The sequence below is a fragment of the Streptomyces sp. NPDC032721 genome, assembly GCF_055579625.1.
Genome location: NZ_JBVIMX010000027.1, coordinates 1 through 15,474 on the forward strand (window position 1 = coordinate 1; position 15,474 = coordinate 15,474).

A 15,474-nucleotide genomic window follows, 5' to 3' on the forward strand; every position below is an offset into this window, starting at 1 on the left:
AGGGAAATCAAGGCAACAAAAAAGGCGTCTCGCCCAAGACGAAACACCATTCCATTCGCTCAACTGAGCAATTATCAAGTTAGTTCAGAGAAGCCCCAGTCGACCACCTGGGGGTCGCCGGGGGTGCGGTGCTCGGCGACCATGAGGAGCCAGGCGAGATCGATCCGCAGGGTCACCGGCGGAGGTTTTCCTCGCCGAACTCCTCCGCGAAGACCGCCTCGTAGCGCTTCATGAAGTCGGCGGCGGCCTCGACGAAGGTCCGGCCGGCCTCCCCCGCGTCGCGCTGGACGAGTTCCTCGATGTACCGGTTCACGCTCACGCCGCGCTGGAGGGCCCGCTGCCGCGCGGCCTCGGCGGTGGACTCGTCCACGCGTACGTTCAACTGGGTCTTCGCCACACTTCACGCTAGCGGCCGGGCGCTAGCAGGCACAAGAGCGGACGCACCACCCGCCCATATGCCCCTTACACGGACCGGAGATTCCGGACCCACGGGGGATTCGCGGGACCCCTCCCCCGCTCTACTCTCCTTCCGTGCAAGGGAGTTGAGCCGTACGCAAGCCGCGCACCGTCCCGGCCCCGGAGGCTGCCGTGTCCGCATCCGCCACCCCGCCCGCCCACGGCCTGGCGGCAGGCCTGCCGATCGCCGCCCGGGCCCGCCAACTGACCAAGGCGTACGGCAGCGGCGAGACCACCGTGCTCGCCCTGGACTCCGTCGACGTCGACATCGCGCGCGGCAGGTTCACCGCCGTCATGGGGCCCTCCGGGTCGGGCAAGTCGACGCTGATGCACTGTCTGGCCGGGCTGGACACGGTGTCGGCGGGGCAGGTGTGGCTGGGGGACACGGAGATCACCGGGTTGCGCGAGCGGGAGCTGACGCAGTTGCGGCGGGACCGGATCGGCTTCATGTTCCAGTCGTTCAACCTGCTGCCGACGCTGACCGCAGCCGAGAACATCACGCTGCCGATGGACATCGCGGGGCGCGGGCCCGACCGGGCGTGGCTGGACCAGGTGATCGACACGCTGGGGCTGCGCGACCGGCTGAAGCACCGGCCGTCCCAGCTCTCCGGCGGCCAGCAGCAACGGGTCGCGTGCGCGAGGGCGTTGGCGTCCCGGCCGGAGCTGATCTTCGCGGACGAGCCGACCGGCAACCTCGACTCGCGGTCGGGTGCCGAGGTGCTCTCCTTCCTGCGCCAGGCGGTGGACGCCCTGGAGCAGACGGTGGTGATGGTGAGCCACGACCCGGGCGCCGCCGCCCATGCGGACCTGGTGCTCTTCCTCGGGGACGGGCGGATCGTGGACAGCATGCCGGACCCGTCGGCGGAGGCGGTGCTGGAACGGATGAAGCGGTTCGACGGCATCTCCCGGCTCCGCAAGGGCTCTCCTTCCTCCCCTCACTGATCCACGCCGCACCGACACCGGATCCCAGGAGGCACCCCGTGCTGAAGGCGACCCTGCGGAGCTTCTTCGCCCACAAGGGGCGGCTGCTGCTCTCCGCGCTGGCCGTGCTCCTGTCGGTGGCGTTCGTGTCCGGGAGCCTGATCTTCTCGGACACCGCGTCGCGGACCTTCGACCGGCTGTTCGCGAGCACCTCGGCCGACGTGTCGGTGGCGCCCAAGGAGGACGACATCGGCGGGAGTCTGCCGACCGGTGCCGTACGGACACTGCCCGCCGCCGTCGCCGACCGGATCGGGTCGGTGGCCGGGGTCGCCAGGACCCATGTCGAGGCGACCGCCGACAGCATCACCGTCGTCGACAGCGACAACAAGGCCATCGGTCTCCAGGGCGGCGCCCCGACCATCGTCACCAACTGGTACGAGACCCCGCGCAATCCGCTGAAGCTGACCAGCGGCCGGCTGCCGCAGGGCCCCGCCGAAGCGGTGGTCGACGCGGACACCGCCGACCGTGCCCGCATCGGCACGGGCGAGACGCTGCGGATCCTCGCCAGGCCCGGCACGTTCGCCGTCCGGGTGGTCGGCATCGTCACGTTCACCACCACCAACCCCGGCGCCGCCCTCGTCCTCACCGACACCCCGACGGCCCAGACCAAGCTGCTCGGCTCGGCCGACGCCGCCACCCTGATCGCCGTCGAGGCCGCGCCGGGCGTCCCCCACCAGGTGCTCAAGGAGCGCATCGCCGCCGAGCTGGGCTCCCGCTACACGCTGCGGACCTCCGCCGAGCAGACCAAGTCCTCCGTCGCCGATCTGGGCGCCTTCCTCGACGTGATCAAGTACGTGATGCTCGGCTTCGCCGGGGTCGCCGTGCTCGTCGGCATCTTCCTCATCGTCAACACCTTCGCCATGCTGATCGCCCAGCGCACCCGCGAGCTGGGGCTGCTGCGCGCGCTGGGCGCCGACCGCCGTCAGGTGCGTCGCTCGGTCCTCACCGAGGCGCTGCTGCTCGGTCTGGTGGGCTCCACGCTCGGTGTCGCGGCCGGGATCGGTCTCGCGGTGGCGCTGATCTGGCTGATGGGCCTGTTCGGGATGAAGCTCAGGATCTCCGACATGGTGCTGGGCTGGAGCCCGTTCGTCGCCGCGTACGCGGTCGGGGTGGGCGTCACCTTCGTGGCCGCGTACCTGCCGGCGAGGCGGGCCTCCAGGGTCTCCCCGATGGCCGCGCTGGCGGAGGCCGAAGTGGCGGGACAGGGGCGGCCGTTGAGGATACGGGCGGTGGCCGGGGGTGTGCTGGCGGTGGCCGGGGCTGCGGCGTTCACCGGGTGTGCGCTGAGCGAGGTGACCGGGACCGCGGCCTCGCTGCTCGGCCTGGGCGTCGTACTGACCCTGATCGCGACGGTGGTGGCGGGGCCGCTGCTGGTGCGGCCGGTGATCCGGGTGCTGGGGGCGGCGTTCCCCCGGCTGTACGGGTCGGTCGGCCGGATGAGCCAGCGCAACGCGCTGCGCAATCCGCGGCGTACCGGAGCGACCGCGTCCGCACTGATGGTGGGGCTGGCGCTGGTGGCCGGGCTGTCGGTGGCGAGCGCGTCGATGACGGCGTCGCTGGACCGGCAGATCGACCGCACGCTGGGCGCGGACTTCGTCGTGCAGAGCCCCGGCTTCCTGCCCGTACCGCCCGAGGTCGCCACGCAGGTGCGGAAGGTGGAGGAGGCGGGGACGGTGGTGCGGATGCGCCTGACGCCCGTACGGCTGTCGCTGCCGGACGGGCAGCGGATCAAGTCGATGGCCGCGGGCTACGATCCCCAGCTCGACGAGGTCGCCCACCTGACGTACGCGGAGGGCAGCACGGCGGCGGCGCTGGGCGCGGACAGCATGGGCATGGACCGGAAGTTCGCGGCGGAGCACGGTGTGCGGGCGGGTGCGGTTGTCCGGGTCGAGTTCTCCGGCGGCCGTACCGCACGGCTCCGGGTCGCGGCGCTGACCTCCCAGGACACCCCGAGCGGGGGCGGTGTACAGGGCGGGCTCTTCATGGGCCTGGCCACGGCGGAGAAGTACTACCCCGGCGGGCAGGAGTCCTCGCTGTACGTCAACGCGGCCCCGGGCTTCGACGCCCCCGCGCTGCGCCGGGCGCTGGAATCGGCGCTGAAGCCCTACCCGCAGGTGGCCGTGCAGGACCGGGCGGACTACAAGGAACTGGTGCGCGGGCAGGTCTCCGTACTGCTGTACCTGGTGTACGGGCTGCTCGGGCTCGCCATCGTGATCGCGGTGCTCGGGGTGGTCAACACCCTTGCCCTGTCGGTGGTGGAGCGCACCAGGGAGATCGGGCTGCTGCGGGCGATCGGGCTGTCCCGGGTGCAGTTGCGGCGGATGATCCGGCTGGAGTCGGTGGTGATCGCCGTGTTCGGGGCGGTGCTGGGGCTCGCGCTGGGGCTGGTGTGGGGCGTGGCGATGAGCCAGGTCCTGGCGCTCCAGGGGATGACGGCGTTCGCGGTGCCGTGGTCGACTGTGGTCGCGGTGGTGGTCGGTTCGGTTCTGGTGGGTCTCGCCGCGGCGGTGCTGCCGGCCCTGCGGGCCTCGCGGATGAACGTGCTGACCGCGATCGCGCACGAGTAGCACGAGTAGGCCGCACCCGGACTCAACCTCGTGCGAGGAGAGTTGGGGCGCGCGAAGCTCGGCACCGGTGATCGTGGAGCTCGGCACTGGTGATCGCGGAGCTCCGCAAGGGGTGACGGTCCGACCGACCGAATCGTGGAATCCGGTCGACGCCGCCGCAGGGCCGGTGGTGGGATGCCGCCATGACAGATCACGGAGCCGTACGGCTCAGGCCCGCCACCCCCGCCGATCTCGACGCCGTCCTGGCCTTCTGGAAGGTCGCCGCCGAGGGCACGAGCATCAGCGACGACCGGGCCGGGGTCGAGCGGCTGATCTCCCGCGACCCGCAGGCCTTGATCCTGGCGGAGACGGCCGGGGACGAGGCGGGAGCAGCGGGCGGCGGTACGGGCCCCGAGCTGGTCGGCACGGTGATCGCCGGTTTCGACGGCTGGCGCTGCTCGCTCTACCGTCTCGCCGTCCATCCGGACCACCGCCGCCGGGGGATCTCGCGCACGCTGCTCACCGCCGCCGAGGACCGCTTCGTACGCCTGGGCGGGCGGCGTGGGGACGCGATGGTGCTGGACGCCAACGAGCGCGCGCACCCCGCATGGCGGTCGGCGGGGTACGCGCGGCAGGACCAGTGGTCCCGCTGGGTGAAGGCGCTCGACTCCTGACCGGGTACTTTTGCTGATCCTTTACCATGGGATCTCCCACTTCGACGCTCCGTCACCACGGCGGGCCGTCCCGACTTCGAAAGGTGTGAGCGTCCGCCCATGGGCGAGCCTCCCAGTAGTAGACACAGCCGACACCGCGCGATCCTCTCCACCCTGGCCGACCATGGGACGGAGGTGAACCGATGACCGAAGTGCTTCTGCTGCTCGTGGCGGTACTGCTCTCGCTGATCTGCGGCGCCTTCGTCGCGGCGGAGTTCTCCCTCACCACGATCGAGCGCGGCGATCTCGAACGGGCCGTCGAGCGGGGCGAGCGGGGTGCGGAGAGCGCCCTGAAGGCCGTACGCAGCCTGACGTTCCAGCTGTCCGGTGCCCAGCTCGGCATCACCGTCACCAACCTCCTGGTCGGCATGCTCTCCGAGCCGTCGATCTCCAAGCTGCTCAAGGGCCCGGTCCAGGCGCTCGGCCTGTCCCCCACGGTGGCCTCCTCGGTCGCCCTGGTCCTCGGTACGGCACTGTCGACCGTGGTCCTGATGGTCGTCGGCGAGCTGGTCCCCAAGAACTGGGCGATCTCCTCGCCGCTGGCCGTCGCCAAGGTCGTGGCGACCCCGCAGCGCTGGTTCACGGCCGCTTTCAAGCCGCTGATCAGCCACCTCAACAACACCGCCAACCGCATCCTGCGCCGCTACGGCATGGAACCGGCCGAGGAGCTGGCGTCCGCGCGCAGCCCCCAGGAGCTGGTCGCGCTGGCCAGGCACTCCGCCAAGGCGGGCGCGCTGGAGGCGGACACCGCCGAGCTGTTCGTCCGTACGCTCAACCTGGCCGAGCTCACCGCGGAGAACGTGATGACGCCGCGCGTGCAGGTCACCGCGCTGGACGTGCAGGCCACCGCCGAGGACGTCGCGAACGCGACCCGGGCGACCGGTCTGTCCCGCTTCCCCGTCTACCGGGGCAGCCTGGACTCGGTCGTCGGCCTGATCCACATCAAGGACGTGCTGGCCGTGCCCGCCGAGCGCAGGCCCCGCCACCCGGTGACCGAACTGATCCGCGAGCCCCTCCTCGTACCGGAGACGCTGACCGTGGACAGGCTGCTCGACCGGCTGTCCGGCAAGCGGACGATGGCCGTCGTCATCGACGAGTACGGCGGTACGGCGGGTGTGGTCACGCTGGAGGACATCGTCGAGGAGGTCGTCGGCGAGGTGCGCGACGAGCACGACCCGCACGAGACCCCCGACCTCGCCCGCGCGGGCGAGGACACCGACGGCCGCGACCTGTGGTCGGCGGACGGCGCGGCCAGGACCGACCAGCTGGAGCGGATCGGACTGCGGGTGCCCGAAGGCCCGTACGAGACCCTCGCCGGCCTGATCGCGAACGAACTGGGACGGATCCCCGAGGTGGGCGACTGCGTGGAGCTGTCGGACTGGACGCTGGACGTGGTGGACGCGAGCGGCCGCCGGGCGGCGCGGGTGCTGATGCACGCGCCGCTGGTGGCTGTGGACCCGCGGACCTCTGATGCGGAGGCCGGCCGATGATCGCCGTACAGCTGCTGATCGGTCTGTTGACGCTGGTCGTCAACGCCTTCTTCGTCGGCGCGGAGTTCGCGCTGATCTCGGTGCGCCGCAGTCAGATCGAGCCCGAGGCGGAGGCCGGGAACCGCAGGGCGCGCAGCGTCATCTGGGGCCTGGAGCACGTCTCGGCGCTGCTGGCCGCCGCCCAGCTGGGCATCACGCTGTGCACCCTGGTACTCGGTGTGGTCGCCGAACCCGCCATCGCGCACCTGCTGGAGCCGCTGTTCCACGCGGTGGGCGTGCCGGACGCGCTGACGCACCCGATCTCGTTCGTCATCGCGCTGGCCCTGGCCACGTACTTGCACATGCTGCTCGGCGAGATGGTGCCGAAGAACATCGCGCTGGCCGAACCGGCCAGGACCGCGCTGCTGCTCGGCCCGCCGCTGGTGGCGCTGGCCAAGGCGCTGCGCCCGGTGATCTTCGCGATCAACTCCTTCGCCAACCTGCTGCTCAAGCTGCTGCGGGTGGAGGCCAAGGACGAGGTGGCGGCGACGTTCTCGGACGACGAGCTGGCCCGTCTTGTGAAGGACGCCGGTGACGCGGGGCTGATCGACGACCGGGCCGCCGAACGGCTGCGGGACGCCCTGGAGCTGGGCAGGCGCCCGGTCGGGGACGTCGTGATGCCCGTCGAGCGGGTGGTGTACGCGGAGGCCGGGACCACTCCGGAGGAGCTGGAGCGGCTGTCCGCCCAGTCCGGGTTCTCGCGCTTCCCGGTGCTGGACTCGACCCGCCGGATCCTGGGCTATCTGCACGTCAAGGACGCCCTGGACGCGACGCCGCGCGATCTGCCGTTCCCGGTCTCGGCCATGCGGCCGATCGCCAGGGTGCGGGCCCAGACTCCGCTGGACGACGTGCTGACGGCGATGCGCCGCAGCCGTACGCACCTGGCGGCGGTGGCCGACGAGGACGGCAGGCCCGCGGGCCTGGTCACCATGGAGGACGTACTGCGAGAGCTGGTGGGCCCGCCGCAGCAGGCCTGACCGGGGCGGTGAACGCACGGCCGGTGCCCTCCCCTTGCCGGGGCAGGCACCGGCCGCTTTCGTGGCGGGCCGTTCTCGCACCGGGCCGCTTTCTTGGCGGGCCCGGCCGCTCTCGTACCGGAGGGTGCCGCCGGGTACGATCGCCCTGCCATGGAGATGAATGCCTCGTACACCAGCCTTGTCGCGGTCGGCGACTCCTTCACCGAGGGAATGTCCGACGCCCTGCCCGACGGTTCGTACCGCGGCTGGGCCGATCTGCTCGCCGCCCGTCTGGCCGCCCGCACCCCCGGTTTCCGGTACGCGAACCTGGCCGTGCGCGGCAAGCTCATCGGCCAGATCGTCGACGAGCAGGTGGCCCCGGCGGCCGCCATGCAGGCGGACGTGGTGACGCTGGTCGGCGGCCTCAACGACACCCTGCGCCCCAAGGTCGACATGGGCCGGGTGCGGGCGAAGCTGACCGAGGCGGTCGAGCGGCTGGCACCGTCCTGCAAGCAGCTGGTGCTGATGCGCAGCCCCGGCCGGAGCGGCCCGGTCTTCGAACGCTTCCGCCCCCGGGTGGAGGAGCTGTTCGCCCTCGTCGACGAGCTGGCCGCCGAGCACGACGCGGTGGTCGTCGACCTGTACGGGGCCGCCGTCCTGGGCGACCAGCGGATGTGGCACGCCGACCGGCTGCACCTGACGGCCGAGGGGCACCGGCGGGTGGCCGAGGCGGTCTGGCAGGCGCTCGGCCTGGACGCGGAGGACGACTGGCTGGCTCCGCTGCCGGTCGCGGCCCCGGTGGGCTGGACCGCCCGCCGCACCAGTGACCTGCGGTTCGCGCGCCAGCACCTGGTGCCGTGGATCGGCCGCCGGGTGACCGGCCGCTCCTCGGGCGACGGCCGCCCCGCGAAGCGCCCCGAGCTGCTGCCGTACGGGGAACCGCTCGACCGGGATTCCGCGCGGCCGTCCTCGTAACAGCGCGCGGCCGTCCTCGTAGCAACGTACGAACGGGGGCGCGGCTCTGGCCTGCACAAACCGCCAGTAGAATCTGTTTACGTGACTGCCAAGCCCCGCATCCCCAATGTCCTGGCCGGCCGCTACGCCTCCGCGGAGCTCGCCGTCCTGTGGTCCCCCGAGCAGAAGGTCAAGCTGGAGCGTCAGCTGTGGCTGGCGGTGCTGCGTGCGCAGAAGGACCTCGGCATCGAGGTGCCGGACGCCGCCCTCGCCGATTACGAGCGCGTGCTCGACCAGGTCGACCTGGCCTCGATCGCCGAGCGCGAGAAGGTCACGCGCCACGACGTGAAGGCGCGGATCGAGGAGTTCAACGCCCTCGCGGGCCACGAGCAGGTCCACAAGGGCATGACCTCCCGCGACCTCACCGAGAACGTCGAGCAGCTCCAGATCCGGCTCTCGCTGGAGCTGATGCGCGACCGTACGGTGGCCGTCCTGGCGCGCCTGGGCAAGCTCTCGGCCGACTACGCCGAGCTGGTCATGGCGGGCCGTTCGCACAACGTGGCCGCGCAGGCCACCACCCTGGGCAAGCGCTTCGCGACCACCGCCGACGAGCTCCTCGTCGCGTACGGCCGGCTGGAGGAGCTGCTCGGCCGTTACCCGCTGCGCGGCATCAAGGGCCCGGTCGGCACCGCGCAGGACATGCTCGACCTGCTCGACGGCGACGCCGGGAAGCTGGCGGACCTGGAGCAGCGCATCGCGGGCCACCTGGGCTTCGCGCACGCCTTCACCTCGGTCGGCCAGGTCTACCCGCGCTCGCTGGACTACGAGGTGGTGACCGCGCTGGTGCAGCTGGCGGGCGGCCCCTCCTCGATGGCCAAGACGATCCGGCTGATGGCGGGCCACGAGCTGGTCACCGAGGGCTTCAAGCCCGGCCAGGTCGGCTCGTCGGCGATGCCGCACAAGATGAACACCCGCTCCTGCGAGCGTGTCAACGGCCTGATGGTCATCCTGCGCGGGTACGCCTCGATGACGGGCGAGCTGGCGGGCGACCAGTGGAACGAGGGCGACGTGTCCTGCTCCGTGGTCCGCCGGGTGGCGCTGCCGGACGCGTTCTTCGCGTTCGACGGCCTCCTGGAGACCTTCCTGACGGTGCTCGACGAGTTCGGCGCCTTCCCGGCGGTCGTGGCCCGCGAGCTGGACCGCTACCTCCCCTTCCTCGCCACGACGAAGGTCCTGATGGCGGCGGTACGGGCGGGTGTCGGCCGGGAGGCCGCGCACGAGGTCATCAAGGAGCACGCGGTCGCCTCCGCGCTGGCCATGCGCGAGCAGGGCGCCGAGCGCAACGAGCTCCTCGACAAGCTGGCGGCGGACGACCGGATGCCGCTGGACCGGGCGCAGCTCGACGAACTGATGGCGGACAAGCTGTCGTTCACCGGTGCGGCGGGTCAGCAGGTGACCACGGTCCTCGCCCGGATCGAGCAGATCACCAAGCAGCACCCCGAGGCCGCGGGCTACACCCCGGGCTCGATCCTCTGACGGGTACGCACCCCCTGTGCTGAGCCAAGAGGAATTGCAGGCCGCCCGCGGCCACGTCATCCCCGACGTGGCCGCGGGCGGTCTGCGTGTGCTGTTCTGCGGGATCAATCCGAGCCTGATGTCGGCGGCCACCGGGCACCACTTCGCCCGCCCCGGCAACCGGTTCTGGCCGGTGCTGCACCGCTCGGGGTTCACCCCCCGGCAGTTGCGGCCCGACGAGCAGGACGAGTTGCTGTCGTACGGGCTCGGGATCACCAATGTGGTGGCACGGGCCACCGCCCGTGCCGACGAGCTGAGTGCCGAGGAGTTCCGCGAGGGCGGGGAGTTGCTCACCGCGAAGGTGGAGCGGCTGGGGCCCGAGTGGCTGGCGGTGGTCGGGGTGACCGCGTACCGCACGGCCTTCGGCGAGCGGAAGGCGCGGATCGGGCCGCAGGAGCGGACCATCGGCGGCGCCCGGGTGTGGGCGCTGCCCAATCCCAGTGGCCTCAACGCGCACTGGAGCGTGCAGGCGATGGCCGAGGAGTACGGGCGGCTGCGGGGGGCGGCGGACGGCTGAGCGGGTCGAGGGCCGGGGTCTCGTGGGCCCCGCACACCGGACACCTGCAACGATCTGGTTCCGCTTCGCTCCGGGCGGCTCGCCGTGGCATGTCCGGGGCGAGTACGATCCGGCAGACAAGCATGCGACCTGGGAGGACACGTTGGGGCGGCTGACCGGCGGGGACCCCTCTCTGTTGCGACGGATCAACTCCGCGGTGGTGCTGCACGCCCTGCGCGGTGCGGACTCGGCGGACTCCCCCACCCTGACCGACCTGACCCGGATCACCGGGCTGTCCCGGCCGACCGTCGAGGGTGTCGTCGAGGGGCTCATCGAGGCCGGTCTCGTCGTCGAGAGCGCCGCCGAGGAAGGCGGCGCCAAGCGTCAGGGCCGGCCGGCCCGGCGGTTCCGTTTCCGGGCCGAGGCCGGGCATCTGCTGGGCATCGAGATCGGCCCGCACCGCGTCTCGGCGCTGGTGTCAGGGCTCGACGGCCGGATCGTCGGGGCCGGATCGCGCGAGGTGTCCGAGAGCGCGGACGCGGACGACCGGCTTGAGCGGGTGCGGCAGGTCGTCGCCGAAGTACTGCGCAGGGCCGGGGTGGCCCGCAGTTCGCTGCGGGCCGTCGGCGTCGGCAGCCCCGGCATCGTCGAGGCCGACGGTACGGTCCGGCTCGGTACGGCGCTGCCTGGCTGGACGGGACTGCCGCTGGGCGAGCGGCTGCGCCGCTCCTTCCGCTGCCCGGTGCTGGTGGAGAACGACGCCAACACCGCGGCCGTGGCCGAGCACTGGAAGGGCGTCGGCACCGACACCGACGACCTCGTCTTCGTCCTGGCGGGGCTGAGCCCCGGTGCCGGTTCGCTGATCGGCGGGCGGCTGCACCGGGGGTACGGCGGTGCGGCGGGCGAGATCGGCGCACTGCACCTGCTGGGGCGCGAGGTGCGGCCCGAGAAGCTGCTGTCGACCACGGACGAGCCGCTGCACCCGCTGGACGAGCACGCGGTGGCGGCGGTGTTCGCCGACGCCAAGCGGGGTGACGTACAGGCGCAGGCAGCGATGGAACGATTCACCCAGCGGCTGGTGCACGACGTGGCGGCACTGGTGCTGGCACTCGACCCGGAGCTGGTCGTGATCGGCGGCTGGGCGGCCGGGCTGGACGGCGTACTGGATCCGCTGCGCGCCGAGCTGGAGCGGTACTGTCTGCGGCCGCCCCGGGTGGCACTGTCGCTGCTCGGCGAGGCGTCGGTGGCGACGGGGGCGCTGCGGCTGGCGCTGGACCACGTCGAGGAGCAGTTGTTCGCGGTCGAGACGACGGTGACGGCCCGGCGGTGAACGGGCCCGTCGTCAGTGCGGGAAACGTGAGTTACGAGGCCCTGGCGGTCGGCCCGTGGTGGCTGATCTCCAGGTCGCCCGCGTCGCCGAAGGTCAGCCGGCAGGTGTCTGCACGGTACGTGGCGACGGAGACGGCGGCGGTGCGGCCCGCGGCGAAGTAGCGGGTGGTGACGACCAGGACGGGGGCGCCGGGCAGCCGGTCGAGCTCCTTGGCGTCGTCGGCGCGGGCGGAGCCCAGTTCGACGGAGCGGTCCTGGCCCTCCAGGCCGAGGCGCTGGAGTTCGCGCAGCACGCTGCGGGCGCGGGCCGGGCCGGACGGGGCTTCTATGGCCGGGAGTTCGGGCACCGAGGCGGCCGGGACGTACAGCAGCTCGGCGGCGACCGGCTGGCCGTGGCTGAGCCGGATGCGGCGGACGGTGTGCAGCTCTTCGCCGAGTTCGGTGCCGAGCATCCGGCTCACCGCGACCGGGGCGACCGAGCCACGGCAGTCGGCGGGCTGCCAGGTGTCGTCCGGCGCGCCCGGCCAGTTGTGCCGGGAGGTGCCGACGTCCACGCCCATCCGGGGCGGGGCGACCGTGGTGCCCACGCCGCGGCGGCGCTGCAGACGGCCTTCCAGCTCCAGCTGTTCGAGAGCCTGACGGAGCGTGGCACGGGCGACGCCGAAGCGGGCCGCCAGTTCGCGCTCGTTGGGCAGGATCTCGCCGACCGAGAAGTCGGAGTCGAGCGCCTCACTGAGCACGGTCTTCAGGTGCCAGTACTTCGGCTCCGGCACCGTTTCGAGCTGCGTGGTCCCCACCCTGATCCTCCGCAATCGCCGCGTCCCTCACGGCTTTCCGTGTTCCGCGCCCTTGTTTATTAAAGGTTCCTTCACTAACTCTGCGACCATAGGACGGCGCATCTGGTTGGTCAAGACCAATCCGCGTTCCGTTACGGAGGTTAGGGAACGTATGTAACGAAACGTATGTAGGTCATGGAACGTTCATGAACACGCAAACGCCCCGCATCCGACGTACGGATACGGGGCGGTGGCGGGGTGGCGGTTACTGAGCAGCCAGTCCGAGGATTTTGTCCGGGTTGCGGTGGATGTAGACGCACTCGATGAGCCCGTCCGCGACATCCAGCTGGAAGACCGAGTCCGGGCGCCCGTCCACCAGGACCAGCACGGCGGGACCGCCGTTGAGCTCGGTGAAGCGGACCTCCGTGTTCGGCATGACCTTCTGCGCCACGGCCATCATGAAGCGCGCCACCTTGTCCGCGCTCTCCACGACCCGCAGCGGCGCCTGCGCCTTGCCGCCGCTGTCGCCGACCAGGCGCGCCTCGGGAGCCAGCAGCGCGAGCAGGTCGCCCAGGTCGCCGCCGGTGGCCGCGGCGAGGAACCGTTCGGTCATCTCGCGCTGCTCGACGGGGTCCACGTCGTAGCGCGGCTTGCGCTCCTCGACGTGCTTGCGCGCCCGGCCCGCCAGCTGGCGCACCGCGGCCTCCGTCCTGTCCAGTGCCGTGGCGATCTCCCCGTACGGGAAACCGAAGGCCTCGCGCAGCACGAACACCGCGCGCTCCAGCGGAGAGAGCGATTCCAGTACGACGAGGACGGCGAGCGAGACCGAGTCCGCGAGCACCGCCCGCTCCGCGGTGTCCGGGACGCTCGTCCCGAAGTCCGTCTCGATCGGCTCGGGCAGCCACGGTCCGACGTACGCCTCCTTGCGCGACTGCACGTGCCGCAGCCGGTCGATGGCGAGCCGGGTGGTGATCCGTACGAGGAAGGCGCGGGGGGCGAGGACGTCCGTACGGTCATGGGCCGACCAGCGCAGCCAGGCTTCCTGTACGACGTCCTCGGCGTCGGCCACCCGGCCGAGCATCCGGTAGGCGACACCGGTGAGTACGGAGCGGTGTTCTTCGAAGGCGGCGGTCGCTTCGGCCGAGGTGTCAGCAGTCACCGGGCCATCCCAGCCCACGGGCCGGGCCTTGTCCACCCCGTATCCCGCCGGTGCCCCGTCGGTGCCCCGCCGGTGTTCCCGTCCTGGCGGACCACCCTCTTGAACTCGTGGCTACTGGAGGGTAGTTGTTACTGACGGAGTGTCTAAGGCCACTTTCCGAGGCCGGATTCCAGGGACCAGGGAGCACCTCATGAGCGCCACTGCCGAGTTCACCGTCCAGTCCCCCGGCGGGCCGCGCACCGCCTCCGTCGCGTACGAACGGGCGGGCCGGGGCGAGCCGCTGCTCCTGCTGCACGGCATCGGCCACCACTGGCAGGCGTGGGAGCCGGTGCTGTCGGCGCTGGCCGCCGAGCGCGACGTCATCGCCGTCGACCTGCCGGGATTCGGCGCTTCGCCGGCGCTGCCGGAGGGGTTGCCGTACGACATGGACTCGGTGGTTCCGGTGCTGGGCGCCCTGTGCGAGGCCCTCGGCGTCGAACGGCCGCACGTCGCGGGCAACTCGCTCGGCGGGCTGCTCGCGCTGGGCATGGGACGGGAGAAGCTGGCGCGGTCGGTGACGGCGCTGTCCCCCGCCGGGTTCTGGACGCAGGCCGAGCGGCGGTACGCCTTCAGCACGCTGCGCGGAATGCGGGCGGCGGCGACTTCGATGCCGTTGCCGCTGGTGGAGCGGTTGGCGCAGAGCCCGGCCGGGCGGTTCGCGCTGACCAGCACCATCTACGCGAAGCCGGGGCGGCGTTCACCGGAGGCCGTGGTCGCGGAGACCGTCGCGCTGCGGGAGTGCGTCGGATTCGCACCGACGCTGAACGCCGGGCTCACGGTCCAGTTCCGCGACGACGTCACCGGCGTCCCGGTGACGGTGGCCTGGGGCACCCGCGACCGGCTGCTGCTGCGCAGGCAGGGGGTCCGGGCGAAGAACCTCATTCCAGGGGCGCGGCTGGTGCGGCTGCCCGGTTGCGGTCACGTGCCCATGAACGACGATCCGGCGCTGGTGGCCCGGGTCATCCTCGACACCAGCCGGTGACGTCGGGCGGCCGGGTCGGCTGGGCAGGCGGGGCCGGCGGGGCAGGGGCAGGGGCCTGCGCACCTTGAGGACCCCGGAGCCAAGGGCCACGCCCAGTCCGACCAGCGCGCTGCCCGCCGCCTGACCTGCGCCGTAGGTACCTGTGCCGACCAGCGGCGCGGTCAGCGCGGCCGAGACGGGGATCAGGCCGGAGAACAGGGTGGCCCGTTCGGCGCCGATCCGCTGCACCCCCTGGTACCAGCAGACGAAGCCGACGACGGTGACCACCACCGCCTGCCAGAGCAGCGCCGCCCCCTCTGGGGCGGTCGGTGTACGCAGCCAGTCGGCTCCGTCGTACAGCAGGCCGACGGCCGCCGACTCCACGGCGGCGATCGCACAGGACGCGGCGGACAGCAGCTTCGGGCCCAGTGGTCGCAGCAGGGGTACGGCGATGACGGCGAAGCCCACCTCGCCGCCGAGCGCCGCGACGGACCAGGCGATTCCGGCGGCGTCGGTGCGCCCCCAGCCCTGTACGGCGAAAGCGCCGACGGCCACGAGCAGGGCACCGTACAGAACGGCCCTGGTGGGCCTGCGGCCGTCCAGGAGCGGCACCAGGACGGCGACCACGACGGGTGCGCAGCCGACCATCACGCCGGGGACGGCGGGCTCCGCGGTGCGTTCGGCGGCGAGCACCGCGAAGTTGAAACCGGCCATGCCGACGGCCGCGAGGAGGGCGAGCCGCAGCCACAGGCGCGGGGTCAGGGTGCGCAGCCGGGCCTTCGCTCCCCGGGCGACGAGCGGCAGCAGGACGAGGGCGGCGAGTCCGTAGCGGATGGCCTGGCCGCCTGCGTACGGGTAGGCGCCGAGGACGCTGTTGGCGGTGAAGGAGCCGCCGACGAGGACGCAGGCGAGGGCGGCGAGGAGCGCGCCGTGAACGGCGGTGCTCTCGTGGGGTGTTCGGGTCATGGCTCGACGCTAGGGAGCGGAGCGGTCCGGTTTAAGGT

13 protein-coding genes and 2 pseudogenes are annotated in these 15,474 nt (G+C 72.0%); 10 read left to right on the top strand and 5 right to left on the bottom strand.

Annotated elements, in window-relative coordinates:
• Window positions 1-92: 92 nt before the first annotated feature.
• Together ACZ5PB_RS38265 and ACZ5PB_RS38270 are read right to left on the bottom strand one after the other, a co-directional pair.
• Window positions 93-176, bottom strand: a pseudogene (locus ACZ5PB_RS38265) (fic family toxin-antitoxin system, toxin component); the annotation flags it as partial.
• Entirely contained in the window at window positions 173-397 is a 225-nt protein-coding gene (locus ACZ5PB_RS38270; protein WP_468697777.1) for an antitoxin, read from the bottom strand. The gene ACZ5PB_RS38270 and the pseudogene ACZ5PB_RS38265, both read right to left, overlap by 4 nt.
• A 191-nt stretch (window positions 398-588) precedes the next feature.
• Here ACZ5PB_RS38270 and ACZ5PB_RS38275 point away from each other — a divergent pair, with 191 nt between their 5' ends.
• The 9 genes from ACZ5PB_RS38275 to ACZ5PB_RS38315 all read left to right on the top strand — a co-directional run bounded on the left by ACZ5PB_RS38275 (window position 589) and on the right by ACZ5PB_RS38315 (window position 11,536).
• Window positions 589-1,398 (top strand): ABC transporter ATP-binding protein, encoded by an 810-nt coding sequence (locus ACZ5PB_RS38275; RefSeq protein WP_468697778.1) that lies wholly within the window; start codon window positions 589-591, stop codon window positions 1,396-1,398.
• Between the two features lie 38 nt (window positions 1,399-1,436).
• Complete coding sequence (locus ACZ5PB_RS38280) at window positions 1,437-4,004, top strand: FtsX-like permease family protein (protein ID WP_468697779.1); 2,568 nt, start codon at window positions 1,437-1,439, stop codon at window positions 4,002-4,004.
• Between the two features lie 182 nt (window positions 4,005-4,186).
• Complete coding sequence (locus ACZ5PB_RS38285; protein WP_468697780.1) at window positions 4,187-4,657, top strand: GNAT family N-acetyltransferase; 471 nt, start codon at window positions 4,187-4,189, stop codon at window positions 4,655-4,657.
• A gap of 182 nt (window positions 4,658-4,839) precedes the next feature.
• Window positions 4,840-6,186: a hemolysin family protein gene (locus tag ACZ5PB_RS38290; protein ID WP_468697781.1), complete on the top strand. Its 1,347-nt coding sequence runs from the start codon at window positions 4,840-4,842 to the stop codon at window positions 6,184-6,186.
• Window positions 6,183-7,202: a hemolysin family protein gene (locus ACZ5PB_RS38295; RefSeq protein WP_468697783.1), complete on the top strand. Its 1,020-nt coding sequence runs from the start codon at window positions 6,183-6,185 to the stop codon at window positions 7,200-7,202. Before ACZ5PB_RS38290 ends, ACZ5PB_RS38295 begins: the two co-directional genes overlap by 4 nt.
• Before the next feature lie 150 nt (window positions 7,203-7,352).
• On the top strand, window positions 7,353-8,156 hold the full coding sequence (locus ACZ5PB_RS38300; protein ID WP_468697784.1) for an SGNH/GDSL hydrolase family protein: 804 nt from the start codon (window positions 7,353-7,355) through the stop codon (window positions 8,154-8,156).
• Window positions 8,157-8,237: 81 nt separating this feature from the next.
• Window positions 8,238-9,671, top strand: coding sequence for an adenylosuccinate lyase (gene purB / locus ACZ5PB_RS38305; protein ID WP_468697785.1), 1,434 nt, complete (start codon window positions 8,238-8,240; stop codon window positions 9,669-9,671).
• A gap of 19 nt (window positions 9,672-9,690) precedes the next feature.
• On the top strand, window positions 9,691-10,227 hold the full coding sequence (gene mug / locus ACZ5PB_RS38310; RefSeq protein WP_468697900.1) for a G/U mismatch-specific DNA glycosylase: 537 nt from the start codon (window positions 9,691-9,693) through the stop codon (window positions 10,225-10,227).
• A 142-nt stretch (window positions 10,228-10,369) separates the two neighbouring features.
• On the top strand, window positions 10,370-11,536 hold the full coding sequence (locus ACZ5PB_RS38315) for an ROK family protein (protein WP_468697902.1): 1,167 nt from the start codon (window positions 10,370-10,372) through the stop codon (window positions 11,534-11,536).
• A 31-nt stretch (window positions 11,537-11,567) separates the two neighbouring features.
• On the opposite strand, the gene ACZ5PB_RS38320 is transcribed toward ACZ5PB_RS38315, so the two are convergent.
• Together ACZ5PB_RS38320 and ACZ5PB_RS38325 are read right to left on the bottom strand one after the other, a co-directional pair.
• Window positions 11,568-12,332, bottom strand: coding sequence for a GntR family transcriptional regulator (locus tag ACZ5PB_RS38320; RefSeq protein WP_468697787.1), 765 nt, complete (start codon window positions 12,330-12,332; stop codon window positions 11,568-11,570).
• 244 nt (window positions 12,333-12,576) lie between these two features.
• Window positions 12,577-13,470 (bottom strand): RNA polymerase sigma-70 factor, encoded by an 894-nt coding sequence (locus ACZ5PB_RS38325; protein WP_468697788.1) that lies wholly within the window; start codon window positions 13,468-13,470, stop codon window positions 12,577-12,579.
• 190 nt (window positions 13,471-13,660) lie between these two features.
• Here ACZ5PB_RS38325 and ACZ5PB_RS38330 point away from each other — a divergent pair, with 190 nt between their 5' ends.
• Window positions 13,661-14,491: an alpha/beta fold hydrolase gene (locus ACZ5PB_RS38330; protein WP_468697789.1), complete on the top strand. Its 831-nt coding sequence runs from the start codon at window positions 13,661-13,663 to the stop codon at window positions 14,489-14,491.
• 93 nt (window positions 14,492-14,584) lie between these two features.
• Here the strand turns inward: ACZ5PB_RS38330 and ACZ5PB_RS38335 are convergent.
• Window positions 14,585-15,436: pseudogene (locus ACZ5PB_RS38335) on the bottom strand (EamA family transporter); the annotation flags it as partial.
• Between the last annotated feature and the right edge of the window lie 38 nt (window positions 15,437-15,474).

Excerpts from the sequence above, each read along its gene's own strand:
- ACZ5PB_RS38300 (WP_468697784.1), top strand. The coding sequence starts at position 7,353 with ATGGAGATGAATGCCTCGTACACCAGCCTTGTCGCGGTCGGCGACTCC.
- ACZ5PB_RS38290 (WP_468697781.1), top strand. The coding sequence starts at position 4,840 with ATGACCGAAGTGCTTCTGCTGCTCGTGGCGGTACTGCTCTCGCTGATC.
- ACZ5PB_RS38295 (WP_468697783.1), top strand. The coding sequence starts at position 6,183 with ATGATCGCCGTACAGCTGCTGATCGGTCTGTTGACGCTGGTCGTCAAC.
- ACZ5PB_RS38285 (WP_468697780.1), top strand. The coding sequence starts at position 4,187 with ATGACAGATCACGGAGCCGTACGGCTCAGGCCCGCCACCCCCGCCGAT.
- ACZ5PB_RS38330 (WP_468697789.1), top strand. The coding sequence starts at position 13,661 with ATGAGCGCCACTGCCGAGTTCACCGTCCAGTCCCCCGGCGGGCCGCGC.